This is a genomic window from Xanthomonas vasicola pv. musacearum NCPPB 4379 (genome assembly GCF_000277895.2).
In the GTDB taxonomy this organism is placed as follows: Bacteria; Pseudomonadota; Gammaproteobacteria; order Xanthomonadales; family Xanthomonadaceae; genus Xanthomonas; species Xanthomonas vasicola.
In genome coordinates this window covers 2700109-2725932 of the sequence record NZ_CP034655.1, presented here as the reverse complement: position 1 = coordinate 2725932, position 25824 = coordinate 2700109, and the positions used below count along the sequence as shown (strand labels likewise).

Sequence of the window (25824 nt, the reverse complement as noted above, 5' to 3'; positions counted from 1 at the left end):
GCGCAACGCGCGCAGCTTCGCTAAGGGTCACAGATTCCAGTCGATCCGCAGGCCGGCGATCAAGGCGTTCTTCAGATCGTTGGTGCGGGTCGGTTCGTTGAACTGGTCGGGGTTGATCACGTAGTGCAGGTTCGGCGCGATGCGCAGTTGCTTGGTGACCTGGATGCCGTAGCTCAGCTCCATCATGATCTGGTTGTCGGCGGGGGTGCCGGTGCCGCCGGCGGAGGCGCGCGCCAGGCGCAGGTTTTCGATCGCTTCGTCGCTGTATTTCTGCTGGGTGATGACGAAGGCGATGTTGTCCTGCGGGCGGCTGGCGAAGGTGCCTTTCTGCACCAGACCGAGCTCGATGAAATGGTCTTCGATGGCCTGGCCGCTGGTGCTTTGCAGGATCGCGCCGAACACGGTAAGGCCCCGCGTGCCCGACGGGTCGGGGTTGGTCACCTGCTGTTCGAAGCGCGCGAAGAGGCCAGAGCGGCCCTGCTTGTTCTCATACGACAGGCCGCTCAGCACGGCCGGGTTGCCGTTGCGGTCGCGCAGCGGGTCGGTGTAGTCGGAGTTGTCCTGCCAGCCGCCCAGTTCGTACATGGCCGCTATGCTGCCGTCGCCGCCCTTGTTCTTGTAGCCAACGGCATAGGGCACCACCACGCCGGTGGTGTCGTTGGTGCTCCAGTTCAAGCCGTGCTGGCCGTCTTGGGCCTGCACCGGGTTTACTTCATAGGCACCGACGTGGACGTAGACCTTGGGCATGACCCACGCGGTGGCATCCGCGGCCCAACTGGAGACCGGCCAGTAGGTGAAGTTACTGGTGCGGAACACGAAGGTGGGGTTGCCGCAGGCCGAGTTGCCCTGGAAGTACTGGCACAGGTCCGAGCCAAGGAAGTGGGTGTTGGCTACGCTGCGGCCGGCTTCCAGCTCCAGGCGGTCGTTGAAGAGCTTCTGCAGCAGGGTGAAGTTGGCCAGACGCGTGCCCTGGCCGCCGTAGATTTCCTGTACCGAGGTGCTGTTGCCGAGGCTGCTGTTGGCCAGGTTGGTGCCGTGGCGGTTGATGACGTACAGCTTCACCGTGGCGCCGTTCCAGCCGAACAGACGGTCCATGTCGACGTCGGTGCCGACCATCAACTGGCCGGCATAGGCGTTGCCGCTTTTGCGGCCGCCGTCGATCATCGAAGCTGCTTCGCCGGTGTAGCCCAGCTTGAGCTTGAAGGCGTCGGTGGCGTCTTGCGCGTAGGCGAGCGGGGTGAGTGCCAAGGTCAGCGACAGGCACAGCAGACGGGGGCGGGCACGGCGGGGGGCGAGGGCGGTCATGGCAGGACTCCGGGCAAAAAGGGCGTGGCCTTGGGGGCGAACGCGACAACAGGTGGGTGGACAAGCCGCTGGCCGCGCACCAGGGTGTGCAGCGCAGCGGTAGAAGCAGGTCAGGGGACGCGCGGTAGAGCGCAGGCGCATTGGGTTCGACGGCAGCTCCGTGCCGCCGTTGCTGGATCAGGCGACGACGTCGGCAACCGGCTTCTTGAGCAGGCGCAGCGCGATCGCCGTGACCACCACGCCGACCACCAGGGCCAGCACGTAATTGAGCAGGTGGGTGACGGCGTTGGGGATCAGCAGCACGAAGATGCCGCCATGCGGCGCCTTCAATTCGGCACCGGCGGTCATCGAGATGGCGCCGGCCACGGCCGAGCCGATCACCAGTGCCGGGATGGTGCGCAACGGGTCGCGTGCGGCATAGGGGATGGCGCCTTCGGTGACGAAGGCCAGCCCAAGCACGCCGGCGGCAGTGGCCGAGCCGCGTTCTTCGGCGGTAAAGCGGTTGCGGAACACCCAGGTCGCCAGCGCAATGCCCAGCGGCGGGGTCATGCCGGCCACCATGGCAGCGGCCATCGGGGTATAGACCTGGCTGGCGATCAAGCCGGTGGAAAACGCATAGGCCGCCTTGTTGACCGGCCCGCCCATATCGAAGGCCATCATGCCGCCGAGCAGCAGGCCCAGCAGCAACGCGCTGCTGCCCTGCATGCCGCGCAACCAGGCGGTGAGCCAGGCCAGCAGGTCGGCCACCGGTTGGCCGAACACGTACATCATCGCCAACCCAACCACCAGGGTGCCCAGCACCGGCAGGATCAGCACCGGCTTGAGGCCTTCCAGGTTGCGCGGCAGCTTGATGTAGCGGTTGAGCGCAGCCACGCCGTAGCCGGCGATGAAGCCGGCAATGATCCCACCGAGGAAGCCGGCGTTGAGATTGGCCGCGACCAGGCCGCCGATCATGCCGGGCGCGATGCCGGGGCGGTCGGCGATGGAGTAGGCGATGTAGCCGGCCAGGGCGGGCACCATCAGGGTGAAGCCGGCCTTGGCGCCGATCTGGAACAGCGACCAAGCCAACGTGCCTTGATGCGCATCGTCGCCGGCATAGATGCCGCCCAGCGCAAATGCCAGCGCAATCAGCAGGCCGCCGGCAGTGACGAACGGCAGCATGAAAGAGACGCCGGTCATTAGATGCTTGTAGGCGCCGGTGCGTCCGTTGCCCTTGCTCGCGGTGGCGCTGGCAGTCGTGCCGCTGGCAGGCGCAGCGCCGCCATGCACGCTGGCGTCGGCCAGGGCCTTGTTGATCAGCGCCGGGCCATCGTTGATCGCCGGCTTGGTGCCGCTCTTGAACACGCGCTTGCCGCCGAAACGGGCCAGATCTACTTCGCGGTCGGCGGCAATGATGACGACGTCTGCTGCGCGGATTTCATCGTCGGTGAGTGCGTCCTGCGCACCCACTGAGCCCTGGGTTTCCACCCGCATCTGGTAGCCGAGTTTCTTGGCGGCCTGCTGCAGGCCTTCGGCAGCCATGAAGGTGTGCGCGATGCCGGTGGGGCAGGAGGTGATGGCGACGATGCGCTTGCTGCCTGTACCTGCACCGCCTGCGCCGGTCGATGCGCTTGCGGCAGCGGGTGCAGCAAGCTGGCTCAGCGCAGCGGCTGGGTTGTCCAGCACCGCGCCCAGGCTCAGGCGTACCAGTTGCGCATCGCCAAAGCGGGCGCTGTCGGCATCGGCGTCGCCCACCACCAAGACCTGTGCGACACCGCTGACGAGTTCGCTCGGCAGCGCGCCGAGCACGCCTTGGTCGCTGCGGATTTCGATCGTCACGCTGCGCCCGGCGGCGGTGGCCGCGCGGCGCAGCGCCTCAGCCGCCAGGACGGCTTCGGTACTGCGTTCGCCAGCGGCGATGACCACGATGGAAGAGGACATGGCAAAACTCCTGCTGTGTTGCGGTCGCCGGTGTCACCGGCGGGGGAATTTTTTTAACGTGATGCGTGGCGGTTAAGCGCGCGAGTTGTGCCGCTGCCTGCGACTGCCACAACCCACGAACCTCTGGGTGCCGGCATCGGTCGCTGCAGATGGCGGCTCATGACAGCGCTTCGATCACGACGTCGGTTGCGGCGCTGCGCACGCCCTCGGGCGTAATCCGACGCGCGTCGCCGCTTTCCAGCCGGCACATCGAAAACGCTGTGGCCAGTCGTGCGCATTGCTCCAGCGTGATGGCGTCGTCCAGCAGCGCAGCGGCCAAACCGGCCACCATCGCATCGCCTGCGCCCACACTGCTGCCGTGCGCCAAGCGTGGCGGGCGGGCGATCAAGCGCTGGTCGCGCTGCACGAACAGAGCGCCGTCGGTGCCCATCGAAATGACCACCAGTTGGACGCCGCGTGCGATCAGTTCCTGCGCGGCGGCGCTGAGGGCGGTGTGGTCGTTCAACGGGCGACCGGTCCAGGCTTCGAGCTCGTAGCGATTCGGTTTGACTGCGTACGGCAGCGCCTCGCACGCGGCATTCAGCGCCATCACCAAGGGCAGGCCGCTGGTGTCGAGCAACACGCGCGCACCGGCGTCACTGGCCTGGGCCTGCAACCGCGCCCAGCTGTCGTCCGGCAGCCCGGCCGGTAGGCTGCCGGACAGCACCACCAGCAGGCCGGGGCACAGCAGCGGGGCGAGATGATCGGCGACGCCCTGCAGGTGCGGCTGGCCTAAGCGCAGGCCGGGCAGGTTGATGTCGGTGGTGTCGTTGCTGCGTGCGTCGACCAGCTTGAGATTGGTGCGGGTTTCGCCGGCCACACGCTGGCAGTGATCGGTGATGCCGCGTTCGCGAAACAAGGCTTCGAACACGCCGGCATTGCCGCCCCCGAGCACACCGAGCGCTGCGACCTGGCTGCCCCAGTCGGCCAGGCAGGCGGCCACATTGATGCCTTTGCCACCGGCATCGTTGCGCACGCTGTTGGCGCGGTGCACGGCGCCCGGCTGCAGGTGGTCCAGCTGGATGGTCTGGTCGATCGCCGGATTCAGCGTAACGGTGATGGCCTGCAGGCTCATGCCGCGTCCTCGCGCTTGGCGTCCAATGCGCGCACCTGTTCGGCGGTTTCGCAGCTCAACGCCTGCTCGGCCAGCTGCTGCAAGGTGCTCAGCGCAGTGCCGCGCAGGCGTGCCTTCACCGCCGGGATGTCATTGGGTGTCATCGACAATTCCTGCACGCCCAGGCCGGCTAGCAGACTGGCGCCGAACGCATCGCCGGCAAGCCCGCCGCACACGCCGACCCAGCGGTCATGCTTGTGCGCGCCTTCAATCGTGCTGCGGATCATGCGCAGCACGGCCGGATGCAGGCTGTCGGCTTCGGCGGCCAGTTCCGGGTTCTGGCGGTCGATCGCCAGCACGTATTGGGTGAGGTCGTTGGTGCCGATCGAGAAAAAGTCGGCGTGGCGCGCCAGCACGTCGGCCTGCGCGGCGGCGGCCGGCACTTCGATCATGATGCCGATCGGCACTTCCGGTGCGTCGAGGTCGGCGCGGATGCGTGCGCAGATCTCGCGCAGCGCGATCAGCTCCGGCACCGAGGTGATCATCGGGAACATGATCGACAGCCGCGCACCGTCTTTGGCGGCGCGATACAGCGCACGCAGTTGTGGCGCCAGCAAATCCGGACGACGCAGCAACAAACGGGCGCCGCGTACGCCCAGGAACGGGTTTTCTTCGTGCGGCAATTCCAGATGCGCCACTTGCTTGTCGCCACCGATATCGAGCGCACGCACGATCAGCGGGCGGCCATCCAGCGCCTGCGCCATCGCCAGATAGGTGGCGTGCTGTTCGTCCTCGCTGGGGGTGCGGCCGCTTTCCAGGAACAGGAATTCGGTGCGCATCAGGCCGACGCCTTCGGCACCCTGGGTCAGCGCCATCGCGACCTGGTCGGGCAGATTGACGTTGGCGCCGATGTCGATGTGGTGGCCGTCGGTGGTTTCGGCCGGCAACGCGCGCTGGGCGGCTTCGCGCTCGCGGATGGCCTGCTGCTCGGCGATATGCGTGCGTGCGGCGTCCAGATCCAGCGCGGACGGATTGATGTACAGGCGCCCGCTGCTGCCGTCGATGATGGCGGTGACGCCGTCTTCGATATCCAGCAACTGGCCGCCGGCCGCAACCAGCGCCGGCATGCCGAGCGTGCGCGAGAGGATGGCGGTGTGCGAGGTCGGCCCGCCTTGTGCAGTGGCCAGGCCGAGCACGCGCGCGGTGTCCAGATTGGCGGTGTCCGACGGCGACAGGTCGCTGGCAAGCAGAATGCATGGCTGCTCGGGCAGGTCGGTGAGACCGGCGCCGGCGGCGGCCGGATCGAGTTGGGTCAGCACGCGGCGGCCGACATCGCGCAAGTCGGCAGCGCGACCGGCCAGCACCGGGTTGCCCAGCGCGGCGAGGCCGGAGGCCATCTGTTCCACCGCCTGGTGCCAGGACCACGCCACGCCGTGGCCTTCGACCATCAGCTGACAGGTGCGGGTGATCAGGTCGGTGTCGTTGAGCAGTTCGGCCTGGGCCTTGAAGATGGCCGCGTCCGAGGCGCCGAGACGGCGCTGGGTGTCGTCCTGGATCGCCGCAAGCTGCTGGCGGGTGCGGGTCAGTGCGTCGTGCAACTGCGCGCCACCATCGCCCAGGCCGACCGGTTGGTCGGCCACCTCGGTCTGCGCGGCACGCAGGCGGTGCACGATGCCGATCGCCACGCCCGGGCTGGCGCCGATGCCGACGATGGCCGGCTGTGCCTGCGGCGGGGTCCAGCCGGTCACCGGGGCGGCGCGACGTTGCGCGGCACGCTCGGCATCGGCCTTTTCCTGCGCGGTGAGGCTGTCCATCACCGCGCGCAGGCGCTTGAGCAGGGCGGCGGCGTCGCTGCCTTCGGCCGACACGGTGATGCTGTCGCCGGCACGCAGGCCAAGCTGCAGCAGGCCAACCAGGCTTTTGGCATCGGCGGCCTGGTCGCCAGCACGCACCTGCGCACGGGCCGAGAAGCCACGTGCGGTCTCGGCCCAGCGCGTGGCAGGGCGGGCGTGCAGGCCGCTGGGATAAGCAATGGTCCACTCGAACGTTTCGGCCAGGTCGGTGGCTGGCGCGGTGCTGGTGTCGGGCGCACGGTCCCCGGTGAGTGCGGCGACGATGACGCTGGGGTCATCGGTGCTGAACAGCGCTTCGAGCTGTGCCGGATCCTGGATCAACCGGGTCAGCCGGCGCAGCAAGGTGATGTGGGTATCGGACTGCGCGGCGATGCCGACCACCAGCCGGGTGATCTGGCCAGGATTCCATTCCACGCCCTCGGGCAGCTGCAGCACCGCGATACCGTCGCGGCGCACCAGGTGACGGTCTTCGCCGACGCCGTGCGGGATCGCCAGGCCGTGGCCCAGAAAGGTGTTTGCCAGGCCTTCGCGGCGCCGCATGCTGGCGTCGTAGCCCGGCGCGACGCAGCCGGCCGCGACCAGCAGCTGGGCGGCCTGGGCGATGGCGTCGTCCTTGTCGCGGGCAGACGCGCGCAGGCGCACAAGGTCGGGGGTGACGGGGGCAAGCGACGGAGAGGGCAAGACGGGCTCCGGATGAGGTCGGGCTGGGAAGTATAGTGGGAACGTTCCCACCTTCGACGTCAATGTGCACTGCACAAAACCGGTGTAGTGCTTTCGGGTTAGCATCAAAGCCCACACGGCGCCTGGGTCTAAGGTGCGCAAATGGAGCGGGAACGGTCCCAGTGAGTATCAGCATCAATGACGTGGCCCGCGTGGCCGGAGTGTCCAAATCCACGGTCTCGCGCGCGCTGGGCACCGGCCCGGTGAGCGAGGAAGTGCGTGCCAAGGTGGAAGCGGCGGTGCGCCAGACCGGCTATCGGCCCAATCTGATGGCGCGGCGGCTGCGCTCGCAGCAGTCCGGCATCCTGGGGGTGATCGTGGCCGACATCCGCAACCCGTACTTCACGGCGCTGATCCGTGCAGTGGAAGAGGTCGCCTACCGTGCCGGTATGCGCGTCACTTTGTGCAATACCGACGAAGATCCCGAGCGCGAGGCGTTATATCTGGAACTAATGAAGGAAGAACGCATCACCGGGCTGATCTTTGCGCCCACCCGGGTGACAGTGGGGCGCATGCATGAACTGGCGCTGGATTACCCCACCGTGCTGGTGGACCGCGCCGGCCCCGGCAGCCGCTACGACAGCGTGGTGCTCGATAACGGTGCGGCCATGGCCGAGCTGGTGGCGCACTTGCAGGCGCAGGGATATCGGCGCATCGGTGGTCTGTTCGGCAGCACCAGTACCACGGCCGCAGAGCGTCGCGACGGTTACCTGGCCGCGATGCGTGCGCAGGGCCTGGAGCCGGATTACCGCGAAGTGGCGCCGACTGCAGAGGCGGCGATTGCCGAATTGGGTCAATGGCTCGCCAACGACGACCGGCCCGAGGCCATCGTCACCAGCAACAGCCTGCTGCTGATGGGCGCGCTGAAGGCCGCGCGCACCGCCGGTCTGCGCCTGCCGCAGGATCTGGCCCTGGCCGGGTTCGATAACGAGCGCTGGACCGACCTGGTCGAGCCGGGCATCACCGTGGTCGAGCAGCCGGTCGAAGACATGGGCCGCGCGGCGATGTCGCTATTGCTCGAACGGATGAGCAATCCGCAATTGCCGATCCGCCGCATGGTTATGACCGGGCGCTGCGTGGTGCGTGGTTCCACTGGTCCACACGCGCACAGCACCTGACTGCTCCGAAGTAACGCCCAGGATCTGTCATCAATTGAGTGGAAGGCGATCCAGTAGATCGCGCCGAGGAATTTGCAGGCGGTCTTGTCGTATCGAGTCGCAATGGCGCGATACGGCTTGAGTTTGGCGGCTGCCGCCGATCCTGCAGGAAAATATCTCCCGCATATTGTTCTGGAAGTGAATGGTCGCACCATCAATATGTAGATGCACGATTTTATAGCGACTGCCGTATTGCAATAGCCAGGAACAAATATGGCAACTCATGAAATGACCTGATCTTCGCCTACACCAGAACCTGCTGATGGCGTAGTCGCCAAGGAGCGTGCAATGGATAATGAGCGTAACGATACGAGGACATGGGCCGACGGTGTGGAAACCTTTCCGGCGACTGCACAGGATCTGGCTGTATATCAACAAAGCCGCCATGCGCTGGCGCAGTTCCAGGCACCGCAGTTGGTCAGTCAGAACAATCCGCACACCCGTTTGTTCGTCGCCTGCTTCGACGGCACCGGCAACGATAAGTACAAAGATCCTGAGCACATCACCAATATCGGCGTGTTGAGCGATCAGGTTTACGCTGCTAATAAAGCAAATGTTCGCAATATCGGCGGCTATTACATGCCCGGCGTAGGCACCTAGGGAAGGTCTGAACAACGATGCCTGACAGGGCGGAAGGTGGCATGTTTCCGAAGAGTGGCGTTTGGAGCTTCGGATTTTTGCCATTTCTGGCGCTTTCCGGGGGAATTGCCCGGTTTACAGGCGCACGCTCCCCATAGCCGGCAGCAACTGCTTTCGCTTCATCCACAGGTTGGAGAGCGCAAACAAGGTCAGCACGTGTGCGGTGTTCTTGGCCAAGCCGCGATAGCGGACCTTGGTGTAGCCGAATTGACGTTTGATCACCCGGAATGGATGCTCCACCTTCGCGCGCACGCTGGCCTTGAAGTGCTCCCAACGCTGTTGCCGGGCACGCTCGCGGTTGTTGCCGATGCCTTGGATCGTCGAGGGCCTGGCGGCGATGAAGAATGCAGCTTCGCAGTCCTGCAGCTCTTCGCGTTTGTCTGCACCGGTGTCGCCGCTGTCGCCGAACACGCTGTCTTCTTTGCCATGCAGCAACGTGTGCATCACCGTGACATCGGCGACATTGGCCGCTGTGCAATGGACGTGGTGCACCAGCCCGGAAAACTCATCCACGCCGATGTGCGCCTTCATCCCGAAATACCACTGATTGCCTTTCTTGGTCTGATGCATTTCAGGGTCGCGTGCGTGATCGGCGTTCTTGGTCGAACTGGGTGCAGCGATCAGCGTCGCATCGACGATCGTGCCCGACCGCAGGCTCTGGCCCTTGCGCGCCAGATGCGCGTTGACCGCTTCCAGCATCCGCGCGGCAAGACCATGGGTCTCCAGCAGGCGCCGAAAATTGAGAATCGTGGTCGCGTCGGGAATGTCGTCCAACCCGCCGAGCTGGGCAAATCGCCGTAAGGTCGGAATCTCGTGCAGCGCTTCTTCCATTGCCGGATCGCTCAACGCATACCACTGCTGCAGCAGATGAATCCGCAACATCGTCGCCAGTGCGTACGGCTGCCGCCCGGGCCGCCCCGACACCGGATAGTGCGGCGCGATCAGCCCGAGCAGTTGCTGCCACGGAATCACCTGCTCCATCTCGGCCAGGAAGATCTCGCGCCGGGTCTGCTTGCGCTTGCCCAGGCCCTCAGCGTCACCGAACGTCAGTTGCATGGATCACTCCTCAACATGAGGCGGGTAGTGTCGCGTATCTGTGGTGAGTTGTTCAGAGGTTCCCTAACGAGCGTAACGATACGAAGACATGGGCCGATGGTGTGGAAACCTACCCGGCGACTGCACAGGATTTGGCTGTTTATCTACAGAGCCGCCATGCGCTGACTCAGTTCCAAGCACCCTTGCTGGTCAGCCAGAAGAATCTGCACACCCGTTTGTTTGTTGCCTGCTTCGACGGCACCGGCAACGATAAGTACAAGGACCCTGAGCACATTACCAATATCGGCACTCTGGATGATCAGGTGCAGACGGCAGTAAGTAACGGTGCTAAAAATATCAGCGGCTACTACGTGCCCGGCGTAGGCGCCCAGGACGATGCCTTCACCCGCAACTTCGACGGTGGCCTGGGTTATAGCGATGGGCCACAGATGGAAGCGAGGGAGCGAGCTGCCACGTAACGCCTGGCAGGTCACAGGACTACAGGGCAGTCGCGTGCGCTGAGCACATATCGGCAAGCAGGCTGTAGTAGGCTAATATTTCCTTCCAACAGGTGGCCCCATGGCTGTGCGACCGGATTGCTTCCCGCAGCACCGAGCAGCGCTTCCTCTGCTTGTGTGCGCCATCTTCGCCCTCCCTCTGAGTGGATGTTCGCGCATGAATACACCGACCAACGAACCATCCGGTATTCACCTGATCGGCAATATCCCCGTCGATGCCCATAACACCGTGCATATCGATACCAGCAAGCCGATTCCGTTCGCCGACCATGCGTTCGGGGCGATGTGTTATGACACCTATGGCTGCAAGGTGCTGTATGACGGCAGGTATGAGGCAAACGATCCCGATGATGTCAAACAGATCTCGTCAGCGTCGCTAGGCGATGGTTACCCAGGTAACCTTGACTCAGGCACGATCGGCATCCGCAACTTCCCACACTTCCCGCCCCCTGCCGAGGTGACGTGGCGCTCCAAGGATGGCCAGCCGCACCATGCGCTGGTCGACCTCGATGCCATCTTCAAGGACAAGGTGGTTCTGCACCATGTGCCGCAGGAGCAGCTGCCACCAATCCTGCAGGCCGATATCTCTCCTCATATCATCCTGGAAGTGAACGACCGCACCATCAATGTGTATATGAAAGCGATGGTGCAGACGACGGTGCAGCAGAAGCCGGGTAACGAATATAGTTATTTCCGCAACGACCCGATCCTCGCCTATACCAAAACCTACTGATGGCGTCATCGCCAGGGAGCATGCAATGGGTAACGAGCGTCACGACGAGAAGAAATGGGCCAATGGTGTGGAAACCTATCCGGCGACTGCACAGGATTTGGCTGCTTACCAACAGAGCCGCCATGCGCTGACTCAGTTCCAAGCGCCCTTGCTGGTCAGCCAGAAGAATCCGCATACCCGTTTGTTTGTTGCCTGCTTCGACGGCACCGGCAACGATAAGTACAAGGATCCTGAGCACATTACCAATATCGGGACTCTGTACGACCAAGTACAAGCCGCTAAAAAATCAAATGTTCGCAATATCGGCGGCTACTACGTCCCAGGGGTAGGAACCCAGGACGATGCTTTCACCCGCGACCTCGATGGCGGTCTGGGATACAGCTACGGGCGACGCATGGAAAAAATGTATCTGGAGTTCATCAACCAAGCCAACGACTGGAAGATCGAAGATCCCAAAGCCGAGATAAGCACCGTCTCCACCGGCTTCAGCCGTGGCGCGGTCACCGCGGCAATGTTCACCCGCATGGTGCATGAGCGCGGCATCCAAAATCCCAAAGACATGAAGATCGACCGTGGCCCAGACGGCGAAATCCTCAAACTCACCCCAACCCATCCGCCACTGGTACCGCCCGGGCGGACCGCGCAGGCGGTGGGTTTGCTGGACCCGGTGGCCACCGGGGACATGAACCTGCGCGACACGCGCCTGCCGCCGTCGGTGGTGTCGGGCCTGCAACTCACCGCCCGCGACGAGCGCCGTGATCTGTTCCCGGTCAAGGACATCATCGATCCGGGCCGCACCCCCGACGGGCGCCTGCTCAATCTGGTCAATCCGGGCGCGCATTCGGATATCGGCGGTTCCTACCGGCTCGATGGCCTGTCCGTGCGCAATGGCAACCTGCTTACCGATTACGTCAACACTCTCAGCGACACGCCGTTCCTGAAACCGCGCACGGTGTCCAGCGCGCCTGAAATGAACGTCATCCACCATTCCGAACAGCACCAGTCCTTCTACACCACGATGGCGGCGACCACGCTGGGCCAACGCGTACATGTGAAGGATCTGGCCGGCACCACAGTCAGCCTCAACCGTACCGATGCCCAGGCCCTGGATACCGGTCTGCACGCGCAGTTTCCTTTGCGCCCTGTGGCGCTGTCGCCGGAACGCACCGATTCCTCGGTGCCGGCGTTCGTCCTGCACAATGGCCCACCCGAGCCGACAAGCTGGCATCAGCAGCAGATTCAGCGGGGGCAGGAGCGCCAGCATGAGCGTGAGCACAGCCATGATCCGCAGCAGTGGCAAGTCCCGATGAAGCCCGATGCCCAGAAAGCGGCCGATAAACTGCCCTCCCTGCATGACGACCCGGAAGCATTCCTGGACCGCATGTTGTCCGCCGGACAGAACGACAACCGCGATCAGTTCCGTCTGATGACCCAGACCCTGGCCAATGAACCAGCCGGCCGCGCGTTGCGCGCCGAGGCTATCGAGACGGTAAATCGACAGGAACAGCTGGCCACCCAGCAGGCGATGCAGGCGCAGCAACAACAGCAACAGCAACAAGAAACGGTGCGCATCGGTGGGCGCAGCATGTAACAAGGGGCAACAACAAAGGCAGGATGCACAATGGATACAAAAGACCCACTGACGTTGGTCAACAAGACCGCCGCACTCATGGAGCAGTTCGAGCGCCGCTGCAGTGAGATGGAACAACAACAACGCCGCCTCGCGCAGCAGTTGGAACAGGTGGCGCAGTCCTTGCCCGGGGTGATGACCCGTTCGGCAGAGCAGACCTTGCAGCGCGTTCCCGACACGTTGGTGAGAAATGTGCAGCAGGGGATGGACCAGTCGGTGGCCGGGTTCGAGAAACGGCTGCAGCAGGCCGGCCGCTTGATCGCCGAAGGGGCGCAATCGCTGTCCGATCAACTCACGCGTATCGAGCGGGCGCAGCGCCTGTTGCTGTGGAAAGGCGCCGCGGTGGTGGTCGGAAGTCTGCTGGTGTTGCTGGGCGGTGGCGGATGGTTGCTGGCCCATTATCGCCAGCAAATTAAAGACAACCAGTTGCGTGCCGAGTTGCTGCGCGCCTACAACGCCGCCGACGTGACGCTGTGCAACGGCCAGCTCTGCGCTAACGTGGAGACCAAGGGCCGGTCCTACGGCGATCGCCGGCAGTATCGGCAGGTCAAACCGCGCTGATTCCGGCGCCGCCGCCACGGGTGATGCGCCCCGCGGTTTCAGGCATCAGGGGCGACGTGCGTGCGATTGTGTCGCTGTCGGCGATACCGTGCACCGCCGCTGCGCAGGAGCGCATTGCGATGGATCCGGTTCCGGCTCCGCATGGCTGCGGCCCCGGTATGAACATCCACGCCGGTTGCCGTGGTCGTCCGGTGACGCCGCGTTTCAAGACTGGCCAGGCGCCTTCATCAATTGAGTGAAATGACTGGGGCGTGCCAGTAGATCGCGCGCGGTGCTCCTTTCCCGCTCTAAATCAAGCGCGCTGGTTATCCACTCCACCGGGATGTTCTGCGTAAATGTGCTCAGGTCGGAGAAGTTGAAGAGCTCACCAAGGTCGAGCCGTTGCTGGTGGATGGACACAAAAAATCCGATGCCAGGGGCTGGCATCGGATTCTCGGTGACACAGTTGCTTAAGTGAACAGCATTACGGCAGTGCCGGGGCTGTTGGTTGCAGCAAATGCCTGACTCAGCGATCCGGGCGGTGGGTTCCACCTTCGTTCTCAACGGCCAGATATTCCTTGGACTGCTCGTCCAGCTTGTCGCCCAGCATGCGGCGCACCACTACGAAGAACAGCGGGATAAAGATCAGGCCGAGCACGGTGGCGAACACCATGCCGCCAATCACGCCGGTACCGATGGAGTGACGTGAGTTGGCGCCGGCACCGGTGGAGATGGCCAGCGGCAACACGCCCAGGATGAACGCGAACGAGGTCATCAAAATGGGGCGGAAACGCAGATGCGCCGCTTCCAGCGTGGCCTCGCGCAGCGTCTTGCCTGCCGCACGCTGCTCCACTGCGAATTCCACGATCAGGATCGCGTTCTTCGCCGCCAGACCAATCACCGTGATCATGCCGATCTTGAAGTACAGATCGTTCGGCAAGCCGCGCAGCATCGAGAAGGTGATTGCACCCAACACGCCGATCGGCACCACCATCAGCACCGCGACCGGAATCGACCAGCTTTCATAAAGCGCGGCCAGGCACAGGAAGACCACCACCACCGACAACGCCAGCAACAGCGTCGCGGCATTACCGGCGATGATTTCCTGGTACGACATGCCGCTCCAGTCGAAGCCGAAGCCCGGTGGCAGATCGTTGTTGACGATATCTTCCATCGCGCTCATCGCCTGGCCGGAACTGCCGCCCGGGGCCGGGTTGCCGACGATGTTCACGGCGGAATAGCCGTTGTAGCGGTTCAACGCAGGCGATGCGTAGTTCCACTCGACCTTGACCACGTTGCTCAGCGGAATCATTGCCGGCTGACCGTCGGCGCCGGTGGCGGTGGCGCTGGGGCTGAAGAAGTTTCGCAGCGACTCGGGGCCGACACGGAACTGATCGTCGGCGCGCATGTTGACGCGCTTGATGCGGCCTTCGGCGAAGTAGTCGTTGACGTACACCGGCGCCAGCATCAGCTGGATCGAGCTGTAGATGTCGCTGACATTCAGGCCCATCGACTGCGCCTGCACGCGGTCCACGTGCAACTGCAGCTGCGGCGAGTTTTCCAGGCCGTTCGGGCGTACGCCGACCAGGGTGTCCTGTTTTTCCGCCGCCTTGCCGAGCACGATGTTGCGCGCATTGATCAGCGCTTCCTGGCCGGCACCGGAACGGTCCTGCAGCCACATGTCGAAGCCGCCGAACTGGCCCAGACCCTGCACGGTGGGCAGGTTGACCACGAAGATCTGCGCGCCCTTGATGCCATAGAAGGCGCCATTGAGCTGCTGAATCAACTGCTCGGCGGTGACGTCACGCTCTTCCCATGGCTTGAGCCGGATGAAGCCCATACCGACGTTTTCGCCCGAGCCCAGGAAGCTGAAGCCGGCGATCTGCAGCATGCCTTCCACGGCCGGCTGCTTCTCCAGCACCGCACGCATCTGTGCGAATGCTTCGTTGGTGCGGATCTTGGTCGCGCCCGGCGGCAGCTGCACGATGGCCACCGCAAAGCCCTGGTCTTCTTCCGGCAGGAAGCTGCCCGGCATCCGCGTAAACAGGAAGCCGCACAGCACCACCAGCGCCACGAACGCGATCATCCACGGCGGCGAGCGCTTGAGGGTGTGACCGACCACGCCGACATAACGGTGCGCCAGCTTTTCGTAGTACTTGTCGAAGGTGCGGTAGACCCAGTTCTTCTTGGTGGAGTGGGTCGACTTGAGGAACGCGCCGCACAGCGCCGGCGTAAAGCTCAACGCGAGGAATGCGGAGAAACCCATCGACATGGCGATGGTCAACGCGAACTGCTTGTAGATCGCACCGGAGGCGCCGGGCTGCAGCGAGGAGGGGATGAACACCGCTGCCAGCACCACGGTGATGGCCACCACAGCGCCGGTAATCTGGGTCATCGCCTTCTGGGTGGCCGCCTTGGGCTCCAGATGCTCTTCGCTCATGATGCGTTCGACGTTCTCGATCACCACGATCGCGTCGTCCACCACGATGCCGATCGCCAGCACCATCGCAAACAGCGTCAGCTGGTTGATGGTGAAGCCGATCATGTACATGCCGAAGAACGTGCCCAGCAGCGCGACCGGAATCACCAGCGTGGGAATCACGGTGGCGCGGAAGTTCTGCAGGAACAGCAGCATCACCAGGAACACCAGCACGATGGCTTCCACCAGCGTGTGGATCACTTCCTCGATGGAGATGCGCACGAAGGTGGTCGATTCGTACGGCGCAAACCAGGTCACGCCCTGCGGGAAGGTCGGCTGCAGCTCGTCGAGCTTGGCGCCGACCGCCTCAGACACGTTCAATGCATTGGCGCCCGGCAACAGCTGGATACCGAAAGCACCGGTGGGTTTGCCGTTGTACTGGGTGTCGAAGCCGTAGTTGCTCGGCCCGACGGTGACGCGTGCAACGTCTTTCAAACGCACCGTGGCGCCGTTGTTGTCGGTGCGCAGGATGATGTTTTCGAACTGCTCGGGCGATCTGAAGCGGCCTTCTGCCGACACCGTGGCGGTGAAGCTGATGCCTTCCGGGGTGGGGTCGGCGCCCACCGAACCGGCAGCGAACTGCACGTTCTGGTTACGCACCGCGGTCAGCACCTGGGTGGCCGACAGGTTGTAGCCCTGCAGCTTCTCCGGGTTCAACCAGATGTTCATCGCGTACTCGGCGCCGAACTGGTTGGTGCTGCCCACGCCGGGCACGCGCGAAATCTGCTCGAGCACGCGCGAACCGACGATGTCGTTGAGCGCGTCGCGGTCGATCGACGGGTTGTCCGAACGCAGGGCGGCCACCATCAGGAAGCCGGCGTTGGCCTTGGCCACCACCACACCCTGCTGGGTCACTTCCGACGGCAGACGCGGCGTGGCCAGCGACACCTTGTTCTGCACCTGCACCTGCGCAATATCCGCGTCGGTGCCGGTTTCGAAGGTCAGCGTGATGGTCACACGGCCGTTGGCGGCCGAGGACGAGTTGAAGTACAGCAGGTGGTCGATACCGGTGAGTTGCTGCTCGATAACCTGGGTCACCGCTTTTTCGGCGGTGTCGGCGCTGGCGCCGGGGAAGTTGGCGGTGACGGTGACCTGCGGCGGGGCGATCGTCGGGTAAGACTCGATACCCAGATTCAGGATCGAGATCACGCCTGCAAGCGAGATCAGGATCGCCACCACCCATGCAAAGACCGGGTGTTCGATAAAAAACTTAGGCATGTCCGGGTTCCGTCACTGCTGCTTGGACTGGGAGTCGGCCGGTTGCGCGGCCGCATCCTGCTTGGGCTGTTGCTGAGCGGCCGGCGCCGCTGCATCGGCCTTGTCGGCAGCCGGTGCGGCCTGCGCATCGCCACCCTGGGCTGCTGCGGCAGGCGCCGCACCCGGTGCACCCGGCTGGCCGCCTTGTGCCGGCTTGTTCGGATCCCACGGCACACCCTTGGCCGGCTGCCCTTCCTTGGCCTTTTGCACGCCATCGACGATGACCTGGTCGCCCGGGGTCATGCCGCCGGTGACGATCCACTGGCCCTTCTGCTGGCCGTCGACGGTAAGGTTCTTGCGTACCACCTTGCCGTCCTTGCCCAGCACCAGGGCGTAGGGTCCGGCGGCATCGCGTTGCACCGCCTGCTGCGGCACCAGGTAGGCATTGTTGCGTTGGCCCAGGCTCGCCTTGAAAGTCACGAACGCGCCCGGCAGCAGCGATTGTTCGGGGTTGGGCAGGGTTGCGCGTAGCGACACCGCACCGGTGCTCGGTTCCACCGTCACCGCAGACACGTCCAGCGTGCCGGGGTGTTGGTATTGCGTGCCGTCGCCCAGTTCCACGTTGATGGTGGATTTGCCGTCGCCGCTGAGCTGCACGTTGCCGCTGCTCTGCGCCTGACGCAGGGCGGCCAGTTCTTCGCTGCTCATGGCGAAGTTCACGTACAGCGGGTCGATCTGGTCGACCGTGGTCAGCAGGGTGGCTTCACCGGCACCGACCAGCGCGCCTTCGGTTACGCGCTGAATGCCGGCGCGGCCGGTGATTGGCGAGGTGACGCTGGCGAAGCCGAGCTGGATGCGAGCCGCTTCCACCGTGCCGCGCGCCTGTTGCACGTTGGCGCCGGAAGAACGCTCGTTGGCTTCGGCGGTGTCGATGTCGGCACGCGAGACGTACTGCTGCGGCGCCAGGCTGCGCGCACGCGTCGCGGCGATCTTGGCGTTGGTGTAGGTCGCTTCGGCGGCAGCCAGCTGGCCCTGTGCCTGCAGCAACGTGGCCTTCAGCTGTGACGGATCGATCTGGAACAGCGGCTGGCCTTCGGTGACGTTGGCGCCTTCGGTGTACAGGCGCTTGAGCACCACGCCGTCCACGCGTGCGCGCACATCGGCCGAGCGGTACGCCGACAGGCGGCCGACCAGGTCGCGTTCCAGCGGCAGCGTCTGCGGCTTCATCTCCAGGACCGACACTTGCGGCGGCGGTGGTGCCTGCTGTTGTTCGGGCTTGCTGCAGGCAGCGAGCGCCACGGTGATGGCACAGGCCAAGCCGAATGAGCGGAGCGGGGCAATCATCAGGAGGAACTCCGTTAGGGTCTTGAAGTGAGAAAAGAGGGGGGGGCCAGCGTCGGCGCGGCAGGTGCTGGAGCAAACGCACGCAAGAAAGTGTCCACGGCGAATTGCGCCCACTGCTGCCTGGCGGGGAGGCCGGCGCGATGGGGAACCTGAAACCGTTGGCGGTCGAAATCCAGCCCGACAATCATGCTCAGTAACAATTCGGCCATGAAGTGCGGATCGTCATGTCGCAGCTGGCCCGCTTCGATCGCCTTTTCGAAGCGATGCGCCAGGCGCTGCTGCATGCCGACCACGCCGTCGTGGAAGATCTGCTGCGACTGGTCGGGGAACCGGTGCGACTCGGCTTCGACCAGACGGCAGGTCTGTAGCACATCGGGGTTGTTCAAACGGCCAAGATGTGCCACCGCGAAGGCCAGCAGATCGGCGTGGAGATCGCCTGAGACCGTGCCCAGCGGCCCTGCTGCCAGATGCACGTGGTCCTGCAGCACATCGCGCAGCAGATTTTCCTTGCAGCCGTAATAGCTGTACAGGGTCTGCTTGGAGCAACCGGCCCGTTCGGCCACCGCGTCCATGCTCAAGCGCATTCCACGCTCGGCCAGCAGTGCATGCACAGCCGCATGGATACGGCGGTCGCAGTCCGAACGCCTGGCAGCACGGTGGGGACGAGTGGTCATGGCGGTAGACTATACCGTCCAGTTTAGTTTTTAAACAGGCTTGACGGTCGCGGTTTTGTCTGCACAACGCCTTACGTGCCAAGCACTCGACCGGACTTTGCCGGGTGTGGCGATCCAACTTCGGCACCGCGCTGCCTTGTTCCACACATTACACAGCTGTAGTGCTTTTGCGCGCTGCCATGGATCACGACGGGCCGCATATTTGCGCTATGCAGCAAGGCGTCGTCATCGCGCACCGGTACAATTCAGGTTTTCCACCGAGCATTCCAGCTCTACTCATGACAGCCAAGAAAGCCGTTTCGAAATCGTCCACCACGTCGCTCAAACCGGTCGCCGAACGTGCCGTCCCCGTGCTTGCCACCGAACCGCAGGCGGTCACCCTCGAGCCGGTGTTTGCCGCGATGCGCAAGCGCTACCCGACCGCACGCCAGGGCGAAGTCCAGGCGTTCGCCGCCGACTTCTACCGGCGCATGGAGGAGGACGAATTCCCGAACCATCCGCCGGAGCAGTGGGCGGCGTTGGCGGCGGACATGCTGGAATTTGCACGTGCGCGCAAGGCCGGTACGGTCAATGTGCGGGTGTTCAACCCCACCTTTAAGAGCCACGGCTACGAGTCGCCGCATACCCTGCTGCAGATCGTCAACGACGACATGCCGTTCCTGGTGGATTCGGTCAGCATGACCCTGGCGGACCTGGGCATCGGCGTGCACGTGCTGGGCCATCCGGTGCTGCGCATCGCACGCGACAAGGCAGGCAAGCTGACGGCAGTGGGCGAGGGCAAGAGCGAGTCGCTGATGGTGCTGGAGATCGACCGCCAGCCGCCGGAAGAAATGCCCAAGCTGGAAGCAGCAGTGCGCAAGGTGCTGGCCGAAGTGCGTGCCATCGTGCAGGACTGGGCCGCGATGCGCGAGAAGATGGTGATGCTGGCCGATGACCTGGCCACCCGCCGCCTGCCGATTGACGACATCAGCCGCCACGAGGCACAGGAATTCCTGCGCTGGGCGGCCGCCGACCATTTCACCTTCTTCGGCTACCGCGAATACCGCGTGGAGAAGCAGGACGGCCAGGACGTGCTCGCACCGGTGGAAGAAACCGGCCTGGGCCTGATGCGCGGCCACGACACCTCGCCGGCACGTCCGGTGACCACGCTGGCGGCGCATGGCTTGAACGCCTCGTCCAAGCTCAAGGACGCGTTGATCCTGACCAAGACCAATGCGCGTTCGCGCGTGCACCGGGTCGGCTACATGGATTACATCGGCATCCTGGAATTCGATGCCAAGGGCCGTATCGTCGGCGAGCAGCGTTTCCTGGGCCTGTTCACCTCCAGCGCCTACAACCGCCGCCCGTGGGAAATTCCGTTGGTGCGTCAGCGCCACGAATATGTGATGAGCAAGTCCGGGCTGACCCCGAGCAGCCATAGCGGCAAGGCGCTGCGCCATATTCTTGAAACGTTGCCGCGCGAAGAGCTGTTCCAATCCAACGAAGAAGAACTGTATCGCACCGCGATCGGCATTCTTGGCCTGCAGGAGCGGGTGCGTAGCCGCATGTTCCTGCGCCGCGACAAGTACAGCCGCTTCATCTCCGCCTTGGTCTATATCCCACGCGAGCGCTTCAATACCGACGTGCGTCTGCGCATCGAAGGCCTGTTGAAGGACGCGCTGCACGGGGAATACATCGACTCCAGCGTGGTGCTGGGCGAATCGCCGCTGGCGCAGCTGCATTTGATCGTGCGTCCCAAAAGTGGCGAGGCGCTGGAATTCGACACCACCGAACTCGAATCGCGCTTGGCGCATTTGCTGCGCAACTGGCGCGATGCGCTGCGTGAGGCGCTGGTGGCGCGTCACGGCGAAGCCAATGGCCTGCGTATGGCGGCCAACTTCGGGCGTGCGCTGCCAGCCGGCTATATCGAAGATTCGTCGATTGAATCGGCGGTGTCGGACGTCGAACACCTGGCCTCGCTGGATGGCCCGGACGATCTGCATCTGAGCCTGCAGGAAATCCGTCGCGACGACGCGCGCCTGGATGCGGGCGAAGGCCTGCGCCTGAAACTCTATCGCCAGCTCGACGACATTCCGTTGTCCGATGCGATGCCGATGATGGAAAACATGGGCTTGCGCGTGATCTCCGAGCGGCCGTATCGGCTGCAAGTGGGCGAAACGCCGGTCTATATCCAGGATTTCGAGGTCGAATCCACTGCCGGCAAGATCAATGCCGCACATGCCGATGCCGGTTTTGGTGAAGCCTTCGAGCGCATCTGGAACGGCGATGCCGAGAACGATGGTTTCAATCGCCTGATCCTGGCGGCCGGCCTGCATTGGCGCCAGGTCGCGCTGTTGCGCGGCTACTGCAAGTACTTGCTGCAGACGGCAGTGCCGTTCTCGCAGGCCTATGTCGAAGCCACGTTCACCCGGTACCCGTTGCTGGCGCGTTTGCTGGTGGAGTTGTTCGAAGCGCGTTTCGACCCGTCCACCGGCAGCGAAACCAAGGCGCAGATCTTCGCCGGCCAGGAGCGCCTGCGCGAAGCACTGTCTGCATTGGCAGGCGGCGACGACGCTACGCTCAAGGCACTGGACTCCGTGCTGGAAGCGCGCGGCGGCGGCCGCGATGCGCAGCAGGAGGCCACCCGCGCCACCTTGCTGAAGTTGATGGACCGCGTCTCCAGCCTGGACGAAGACCGCATCCTGCGCAGCTTCATGGATGTGATCGATGCGACCTTGCGCACCAACTACTACCAGACCGACAAGAGCGGCAAGCACCCACACTGCATCAGCTTCAAGCTGGATTCGGCGCGCGTGCCGGACCTGCCCAAGCCACGTCCGTATCGCGAAATCTTCGTGTACGGCCCGCGCGTAGAGGGCGTGCATCTGCGCTTCGGCGCGGTGGCGCGTGGCGGCCTGCGCTGGTCGGACCGCCGCGAGGATTTCCGTACCGAAGTGCTGGGCCTGGTGAAGGCGCAGATGGTCAAAAACACCGTCATCGTGCCGGTTGGCGCCAAGGGCGGTTTCTACGTCAAGCGCTCGCCGGTCGGCGGCGACCGTGATGCGATCCAGGCAGAAGGCATCGCCTGCTACAAGCTGTTTATCCAGGGCCTGCTCGACATCACCGACAACATCGTCGGCGGCAAGATCGTGCCGCCGCCGCAGGTAGTGCGCCACGACCAGGACGACCCTTACCTGGTGGTCGCGGCCGACAAGGGCACTGCGACGTTCTCCGACATTGCCAATGGTTTGGCGCTGGATCACGGCTTCTGGCTGGGCGATGCGTTCGCCTCCGGTGGCTCGGTGGGTTACGACCACAAGGGCATGGGCATCACTGCACGTGGCGCGTGGGAATCGGTCAAGCGCCACTTCCGCGCCATGGGCCGCGATTGCCAGAGCCAGGACTTCAGCGTGGTCGGCATCGGCGATATGTCCGGCGACGTGTTCGGCAACGGCATGCTGCTCTCGAAGCACATCCGCCTGCTGGCCGCGTTCGATCACCGCCACATTTTCCTGGATCCGAACCCGGATCCAGCGGTGTCCTTCGCCGAGCGCGATCGCTTGTTCAAGCTGCCGCGTTCCAGCTGGGCCGATTACGACGCCAAACTGATCAGCGCCGGTGGTGGCATCTATCCGCGCACGCTCAAATCCATCGACATCAGTGCACCGGTGCGCCAAGCGTTGGGGCTGGACGCCAACGTCAAGCAGCTTTCTCCGAACGAGCTGATGAACGCCATTCTCAAAGCGCCGGTGGACTTGTTTTGGAATGGCGGCATCGGCACCTACGTCAAGGCAGCCAGCGAATCGCATACCGATGTGGGCGATCGCGCCAATAACGGCCTGCGCGTCAATGGCGGCGAGTTGCGCTGCAAGGTAGTGGGCGAGGGCGGCAACCTGGGCCTGACTCAGCTGGGCCGCATCGAAGCGGCGCAAACCGGCGTACTGCTCAACACCGACTTTATCGACAATTCGGCCGGCGTGGACACCTCCGATCACGAGGTGAACATCAAGATCCTGCTCAACGACATGGTACAGGCCAAGAAGCTCACCTACGACGCGCGCAATAAGCTGCTGGCGTCGATGACCGACGAAGTGGCCGACCTGGTGTTGTGGGACAACTACCGCCAAAACCAGGCCATCAGCTTGATGGAGCGCATGAGCGTCAAGCGCCTTGGCTCCAAGCAGCACTTCATCCGCACGCTGGAACTGCAGGGCCTGCTCGACCGTCAGATCGAATTCCTGCCGTCCGATGCTGAGCTCTCCGCACGCAAGGCGCGTGGGCAGGGGCTGACCCGGCCGGAGCTGTCGGTGCTGTTGTCGTATTCCAAGCTGGTGGCGTTCCAGCAGCTGCTGGAATCAGACATTCCCGAAGACCCGTACCTTTCCAAGGAATTGCAGCGCTACTTCCCGCAGCCGCTGCAGAAGAAGTACGCCGATGCGATGGAGCGCCATCGTCTGAAGCGTGAAATCATCGCCACCGCGGTGACCAATACCACCATCAATCGCATGGGCGCCACCTTCCTGATGCGTATGCAGGAAGACACCGGCCGCAGCATCGGCGAGGTCGCCAAGGCCTACACCATCAGCCGCGAAACGCTGGATGCGCGCGCGCTGTGGACGCAGATCGATGCGCTGGACGGCACGGTTCCCGAGTCGGTGCAGATCGATGCACTGGAAGTGATCTGGCGCCTGCAGCGTTCGTTCGTGCGTTGGCTGCTGCTGCGTCCGGGCCAGATGCCGGGCATTACCGCAGCGGTGGAGCGTTACCACGGCCCGTTCAACGACATCCGCGTGGCATCAGGCGTGTTGTCGGATGCGCAGCGCCCGCAGTACGAAGCCAGCGTGCAGGAATGGCAGGACAAGGGCCTGACCCCGGCACTGGCGCAGCAGTTGTCCGAGCTGCGGTATCTGGAGCCAGCCTTCGACATTATCGAAACCGCACGCACGCGCAAGCTCAAGCCCGTGGACGTTTCCAAGGTGCATTTCCGCCTCGGCGAAGCGCTGCGGCTGCCGTGGTTGTTCGAACAGATCGACGCACTGGAGGTCAACGGCCGTTGGCACGCGGTGGCACGTGGCGTGCTGCGCGACGAACTGGCCGCACACCAACGCGCGCTGGTCGGCCAAGCGTTGACCATGCCCGGCAGCAGTGCCGAGGACAAGGTGGCCAACTGGATGGCACGCGACGATTCCAGCCTGCGCTTCACCTTGGCCATGCTCACCGACGTGGCCGAGCAGAAGACGCTCGATTACCCGACCGTGTCTGTGGCGGTGCAGCGGTTGGGCCAACTGGCTGCGCACGGGGTGTAAGCGACGTATTGCCGCGATGGCGAAGCGAATGCTTCGCTATCGCGGTGGTCTCGACAGCCTGGTTGAGTCAATGAAGAGGCCGCCTACGGGCGGCCTCTTGCGTGCAGGGCGTGGTGCAAGGCGCGGTGCAGGCGTACGCAACGTGCCATGAGCGCGGCTGGTGGATAGCCATTCGCTATGTTTTGCGGCTCAATAACATGGTCGGCACAAGCCGCAAAACGACCGGGCCCGGCTCAGGCCCGATGCCCGCTCATTTCTTGCCCGGCATGCTTGTCGAAGCGCACATGCCACCAGGTGGCGCTGAGCGAAATCAGGCTGACGATGCAGAATGCCAGCGAAAAATCGCCTAGTTGCGGCGTTGCGTGGCCGCCGGCCAGCATTGCCAGGTTGAGAATCATCGCGCCGGCACAGACGCCGACCGACAGCATCAGCTGCTGCAGGGTGGTGTACAGGCTGCTGGCGCGGCTCATGCGCGCGGGAGGCACGTTTTCGTAGGCGATGGTGTTGTAGGCGGCGAACTGGAACGACATGAAGGCGCCGCAGCACAACAGCAGGCCGAACATCAGTGCCGGTGGCCAAGCGGGGCGGAAGAATGCGCACACCATGTAGCCCAGGCTGGCGAGCACACCGTTGCCGATCAGGCTATTGCGATACCCGAAGCGACGCAGCAGTTGCGGGGTGATGGTGCGCATCAGCAGTGCGCCGAGCGCGGTAGCCAGGATCAGCCGGCCACTATGCGCAGCGCTCATGCCGAAGCTGATTTGAAACAGCAGCGGCAACAGAAACGGCTGCGCGCCCTGGGTGATGCGCATCAGCGCACCGCCGATCACCGACAACCGGAACGACTCGATCCGCAACAAGCTCAAATCGATCAGTGGAACGGGGTGGTGACGTGCGTGCCAGAGATAGCCCAGCGCCGCGCTGCTGCCGATTGCCAACAGCCAGCTGGCTTCGCCGATGCCGTTTTCCTGGCTGACCATTTCCAGGCCGAACAGCAGGCAGCCCAGCGCGGTGCCGCACAGCACGAAGCCGCGCAGATCGAAACGCGCCGGCACCGATTCGGTGGGAATCTCCGGAATGAAACGCCGCACCAGCAGAAACCCGGCGATGCCGATCGGCACGTTGATGTAGAAGATCCAGCGCCAATCCAGATACGAGACGAAAAAACCGCCCAGTGGCGGGCCTAGCATCGGGCCGATGAAGGCCGGCACCAGTGTCCAGGCCATTGCCGACACCAGATGGTGGCGCTCCACCGTGCGCAACAGGATCAACCGGCCGAGCGGGGCCATCATTGCGCCACCGGCGCCCTGGAGCACGCGCGCGGCCACCATCGTGGGCAGGCTGTCGGCCAGCGAACACAGGATTGAGCCGCCGACGAACACCCAGATGGAGGCGCCAAACACGCGACGCAGGCCGAAGCGGTCGGCGATGGCGCCGCTGGCCGGGATCAACACTGCCAGTGCAAGAAGGTAGCTGGTCATGGCGATGCTCATCGCCGGCGCAGCCACGCCGAAATCGCGCGCCAGGGTCGGTAGCGCGGTGGCGAGCACGGTGGCATCCATCTGCTCCATGAAAATGGCGCAGGCCAGAATCAGCGAGATGATGCGGTAATCGGGATAACGCGGCGGCGTAGCGCCGGCCTCGGACACGCTGGAGGACATCGGACTCTCGGTTGCGGGGCCGCACCGCCTGCGCCGCATGT

General features: G+C 64.1%; 17 protein-coding genes and 1 pseudogene. 7 read left to right on the top strand and 11 right to left on the bottom strand.

Going from position 1 to position 25824, the window contains the following annotated elements; genetic code table 11:
* Positions 1-27 precede the first annotated feature (27 nt).
* From KWO_RS12695 to ptsP, 4 genes are all read right to left on the bottom strand, one after another.
* Positions 28-1305: a carbohydrate porin gene (locus KWO_RS12695; protein ID WP_010376638.1), complete on the bottom strand. Its 1278-nt coding sequence runs from the start codon at positions 1303-1305 to the stop codon at positions 28-30.
* A 177-nt stretch (positions 1306-1482) separates the two neighbouring features.
* Complete coding sequence (locus tag KWO_RS12690; RefSeq protein WP_010376641.1) at positions 1483-3225, bottom strand: PTS fructose transporter subunit IIC; 1743 nt, start codon at positions 3223-3225, stop codon at positions 1483-1485.
* Positions 3226-3382: 157 nt separating this feature from the next.
* Positions 3383-4339, bottom strand: coding sequence for a 1-phosphofructokinase (gene pfkB / locus KWO_RS12685; protein ID WP_010376643.1), 957 nt, complete (start codon positions 4337-4339; stop codon positions 3383-3385).
* Positions 4336-6852 carry a phosphoenolpyruvate--protein phosphotransferase gene (ptsP, locus tag KWO_RS12680; protein WP_017112379.1) on the bottom strand — a complete coding sequence of 839 codons (2517 nt, stop codon included), beginning with the start codon at positions 6850-6852 and terminating at the stop codon, positions 4336-4338. The genes pfkB and ptsP overlap by 4 nt, the downstream gene beginning before the upstream one ends.
* 161 nt (positions 6853-7013) lie before the next feature.
* On the opposite strand from ptsP, the gene KWO_RS12675 reads away from it, so the two are divergent.
* Entirely contained in the window at positions 7014-8009 is a 996-nt protein-coding gene (locus tag KWO_RS12675; RefSeq protein WP_010372270.1) for a LacI family DNA-binding transcriptional regulator, read from the top strand.
* A 44-nt stretch (positions 8010-8053) separates the two neighbouring features.
* Here the strand turns inward: KWO_RS12675 and KWO_RS12670 are convergent.
* A pseudogene (locus KWO_RS12670) lies at positions 8054-8137 on the bottom strand (IS5/IS1182 family transposase); the annotation flags it as partial.
* 199 nt (positions 8138-8336) lie between these two features.
* Between KWO_RS12670 and KWO_RS12665 the strand changes: the two are divergent.
* Positions 8337-8648 carry a DUF2235 domain-containing protein gene (locus tag KWO_RS12665; protein WP_010376662.1) on the top strand — a complete coding sequence of 104 codons (312 nt, stop codon included), beginning with the start codon at positions 8337-8339 and terminating at the stop codon, positions 8646-8648.
* Between the two features lie 114 nt (positions 8649-8762).
* Here KWO_RS12665 and KWO_RS12660 read toward each other — a convergent pair whose 3' ends face one another.
* Positions 8763-9743, bottom strand: coding sequence for an IS5 family transposase (locus KWO_RS12660; protein ID WP_017114881.1), 981 nt, complete (start codon positions 9741-9743; stop codon positions 8763-8765).
* A gap of 101 nt (positions 9744-9844) precedes the next feature.
* Here KWO_RS12660 and KWO_RS12650 point away from each other — a divergent pair, with 101 nt between their 5' ends.
* The 4 genes from KWO_RS12650 to KWO_RS12635 all read left to right on the top strand — a co-directional run bounded on the left by KWO_RS12650 (position 9845) and on the right by KWO_RS12635 (position 13164).
* The gene (locus tag KWO_RS12650) at positions 9845-10201 is read left to right on the top strand and encodes a DUF2235 domain-containing protein (protein ID WP_017113491.1); all 357 of its coding nucleotides are present in this window, start codon (positions 9845-9847) and stop codon (positions 10199-10201) included.
* A gap of 196 nt (positions 10202-10397) precedes the next feature.
* A complete protein-coding gene (locus tag KWO_RS12645) occupies positions 10398-10973 on the top strand; it encodes a hypothetical protein (protein ID WP_017112339.1) in 576 nt (191 codons plus the stop codon).
* A gap of 25 nt (positions 10974-10998) precedes the next feature.
* On the top strand, positions 10999-12564 hold the full coding sequence (locus KWO_RS12640) for a phospholipase effector Tle1 domain-containing protein (RefSeq protein WP_017113448.1): 1566 nt from the start codon (positions 10999-11001) through the stop codon (positions 12562-12564).
* Positions 12565-12594: 30 nt separating this feature from the next.
* Entirely contained in the window at positions 12595-13164 is a 570-nt protein-coding gene (locus KWO_RS12635; protein ID WP_010379687.1) for a hypothetical protein, read from the top strand.
* Between the two features lie 204 nt (positions 13165-13368).
* Here KWO_RS12635 and KWO_RS12630 read toward each other — a convergent pair whose 3' ends face one another.
* The 4 genes from KWO_RS12630 to KWO_RS12615 form a co-directional block, all read right to left on the bottom strand.
* Positions 13369-13590 (bottom strand): hypothetical protein, encoded by a 222-nt coding sequence (locus KWO_RS12630; RefSeq protein ID WP_010372231.1) that lies wholly within the window; start codon positions 13588-13590, stop codon positions 13369-13371.
* A 79-nt stretch (positions 13591-13669) separates the two neighbouring features.
* Positions 13670-16840: a multidrug efflux RND transporter permease subunit gene (locus tag KWO_RS12625; RefSeq protein ID WP_010376964.1), complete on the bottom strand. Its 3171-nt coding sequence runs from the start codon at positions 16838-16840 to the stop codon at positions 13670-13672.
* A 12-nt stretch (positions 16841-16852) separates the two neighbouring features.
* The gene (locus KWO_RS12620) at positions 16853-18163 is read right to left on the bottom strand and encodes an efflux RND transporter periplasmic adaptor subunit (protein WP_017112670.1); all 1311 of its coding nucleotides are present in this window, start codon (positions 18161-18163) and stop codon (positions 16853-16855) included.
* A gap of 14 nt (positions 18164-18177) precedes the next feature.
* Positions 18178-18837: a TetR/AcrR family transcriptional regulator gene (locus KWO_RS12615; protein WP_026112444.1), complete on the bottom strand. Its 660-nt coding sequence runs from the start codon at positions 18835-18837 to the stop codon at positions 18178-18180.
* Between the two features lie 278 nt (positions 18838-19115).
* Here KWO_RS12615 and KWO_RS12610 point away from each other — a divergent pair, with 278 nt between their 5' ends.
* Positions 19116-24122, top strand: coding sequence for an NAD-glutamate dehydrogenase (locus tag KWO_RS12610; RefSeq protein WP_017112669.1), 5007 nt, complete (start codon positions 19116-19118; stop codon positions 24120-24122).
* Positions 24123-24355: 233 nt separating this feature from the next.
* On the opposite strand, the gene KWO_RS12605 is transcribed toward KWO_RS12610, so the two are convergent.
* On the bottom strand, positions 24356-25783 hold the full coding sequence (locus KWO_RS12605; protein ID WP_010376949.1) for a DHA2 family efflux MFS transporter permease subunit: 1428 nt from the start codon (positions 25781-25783) through the stop codon (positions 24356-24358).
* Between the last annotated feature and the right edge of the window lie 41 nt (positions 25784-25824).

Coding starts and splice junctions, on each gene's coding strand:
- KWO_RS12695 (WP_010376638.1), bottom strand. CDS start 1,305: ATGACCGCCCTCGCCCCCCGCCGTGCCCGCCCCCGTCTGCTGTGCCTG.
- KWO_RS12690 (WP_010376641.1), bottom strand. CDS start 3,225: ATGTCCTCTTCCATCGTGGTCATCGCCGCTGGCGAACGCAGTACCGAA.
- pfkB (WP_010376643.1), bottom strand. CDS start 4,339: ATGAGCCTGCAGGCCATCACCGTTACGCTGAATCCGGCGATCGACCAG.
- KWO_RS12665 (WP_010376662.1), top strand. CDS start 8,337: ATGGATAATGAGCGTAACGATACGAGGACATGGGCCGACGGTGTGGAA.
- KWO_RS12660 (WP_017114881.1), bottom strand. CDS start 9,743: ATGCAACTGACGTTCGGTGACGCTGAGGGCCTGGGCAAGCGCAAGCAG.
- KWO_RS12645 (WP_017112339.1), top strand. CDS start 10,398: ATGAATACACCGACCAACGAACCATCCGGTATTCACCTGATCGGCAAT.
- KWO_RS12640 (WP_017113448.1), top strand. CDS start 10,999: ATGGGTAACGAGCGTCACGACGAGAAGAAATGGGCCAATGGTGTGGAA.
- KWO_RS12635 (WP_010379687.1), top strand. CDS start 12,595: ATGGATACAAAAGACCCACTGACGTTGGTCAACAAGACCGCCGCACTC.
- KWO_RS12630 (WP_010372231.1), bottom strand. CDS start 13,590: ATGCCAGCCCCTGGCATCGGATTTTTTGTGTCCATCCACCAGCAACGG.
- KWO_RS12625 (WP_010376964.1), bottom strand. CDS start 16,840: ATGCCTAAGTTTTTTATCGAACACCCGGTCTTTGCATGGGTGGTGGCG.
- KWO_RS12620 (WP_017112670.1), bottom strand. CDS start 18,163: ATGATTGCCCCGCTCCGCTCATTCGGCTTGGCCTGTGCCATCACCGTG.
- KWO_RS12615 (WP_026112444.1), bottom strand. CDS start 18,837: ATGACCACTCGTCCCCACCGTGCTGCCAGGCGTTCGGACTGCGACCGC.
- KWO_RS12610 (WP_017112669.1), top strand. CDS start 19,116: ATGACAGCCAAGAAAGCCGTTTCGAAATCGTCCACCACGTCGCTCAAA.
- KWO_RS12605 (WP_010376949.1), bottom strand. CDS start 25,783: ATGTCCTCCAGCGTGTCCGAGGCCGGCGCTACGCCGCCGCGTTATCCC.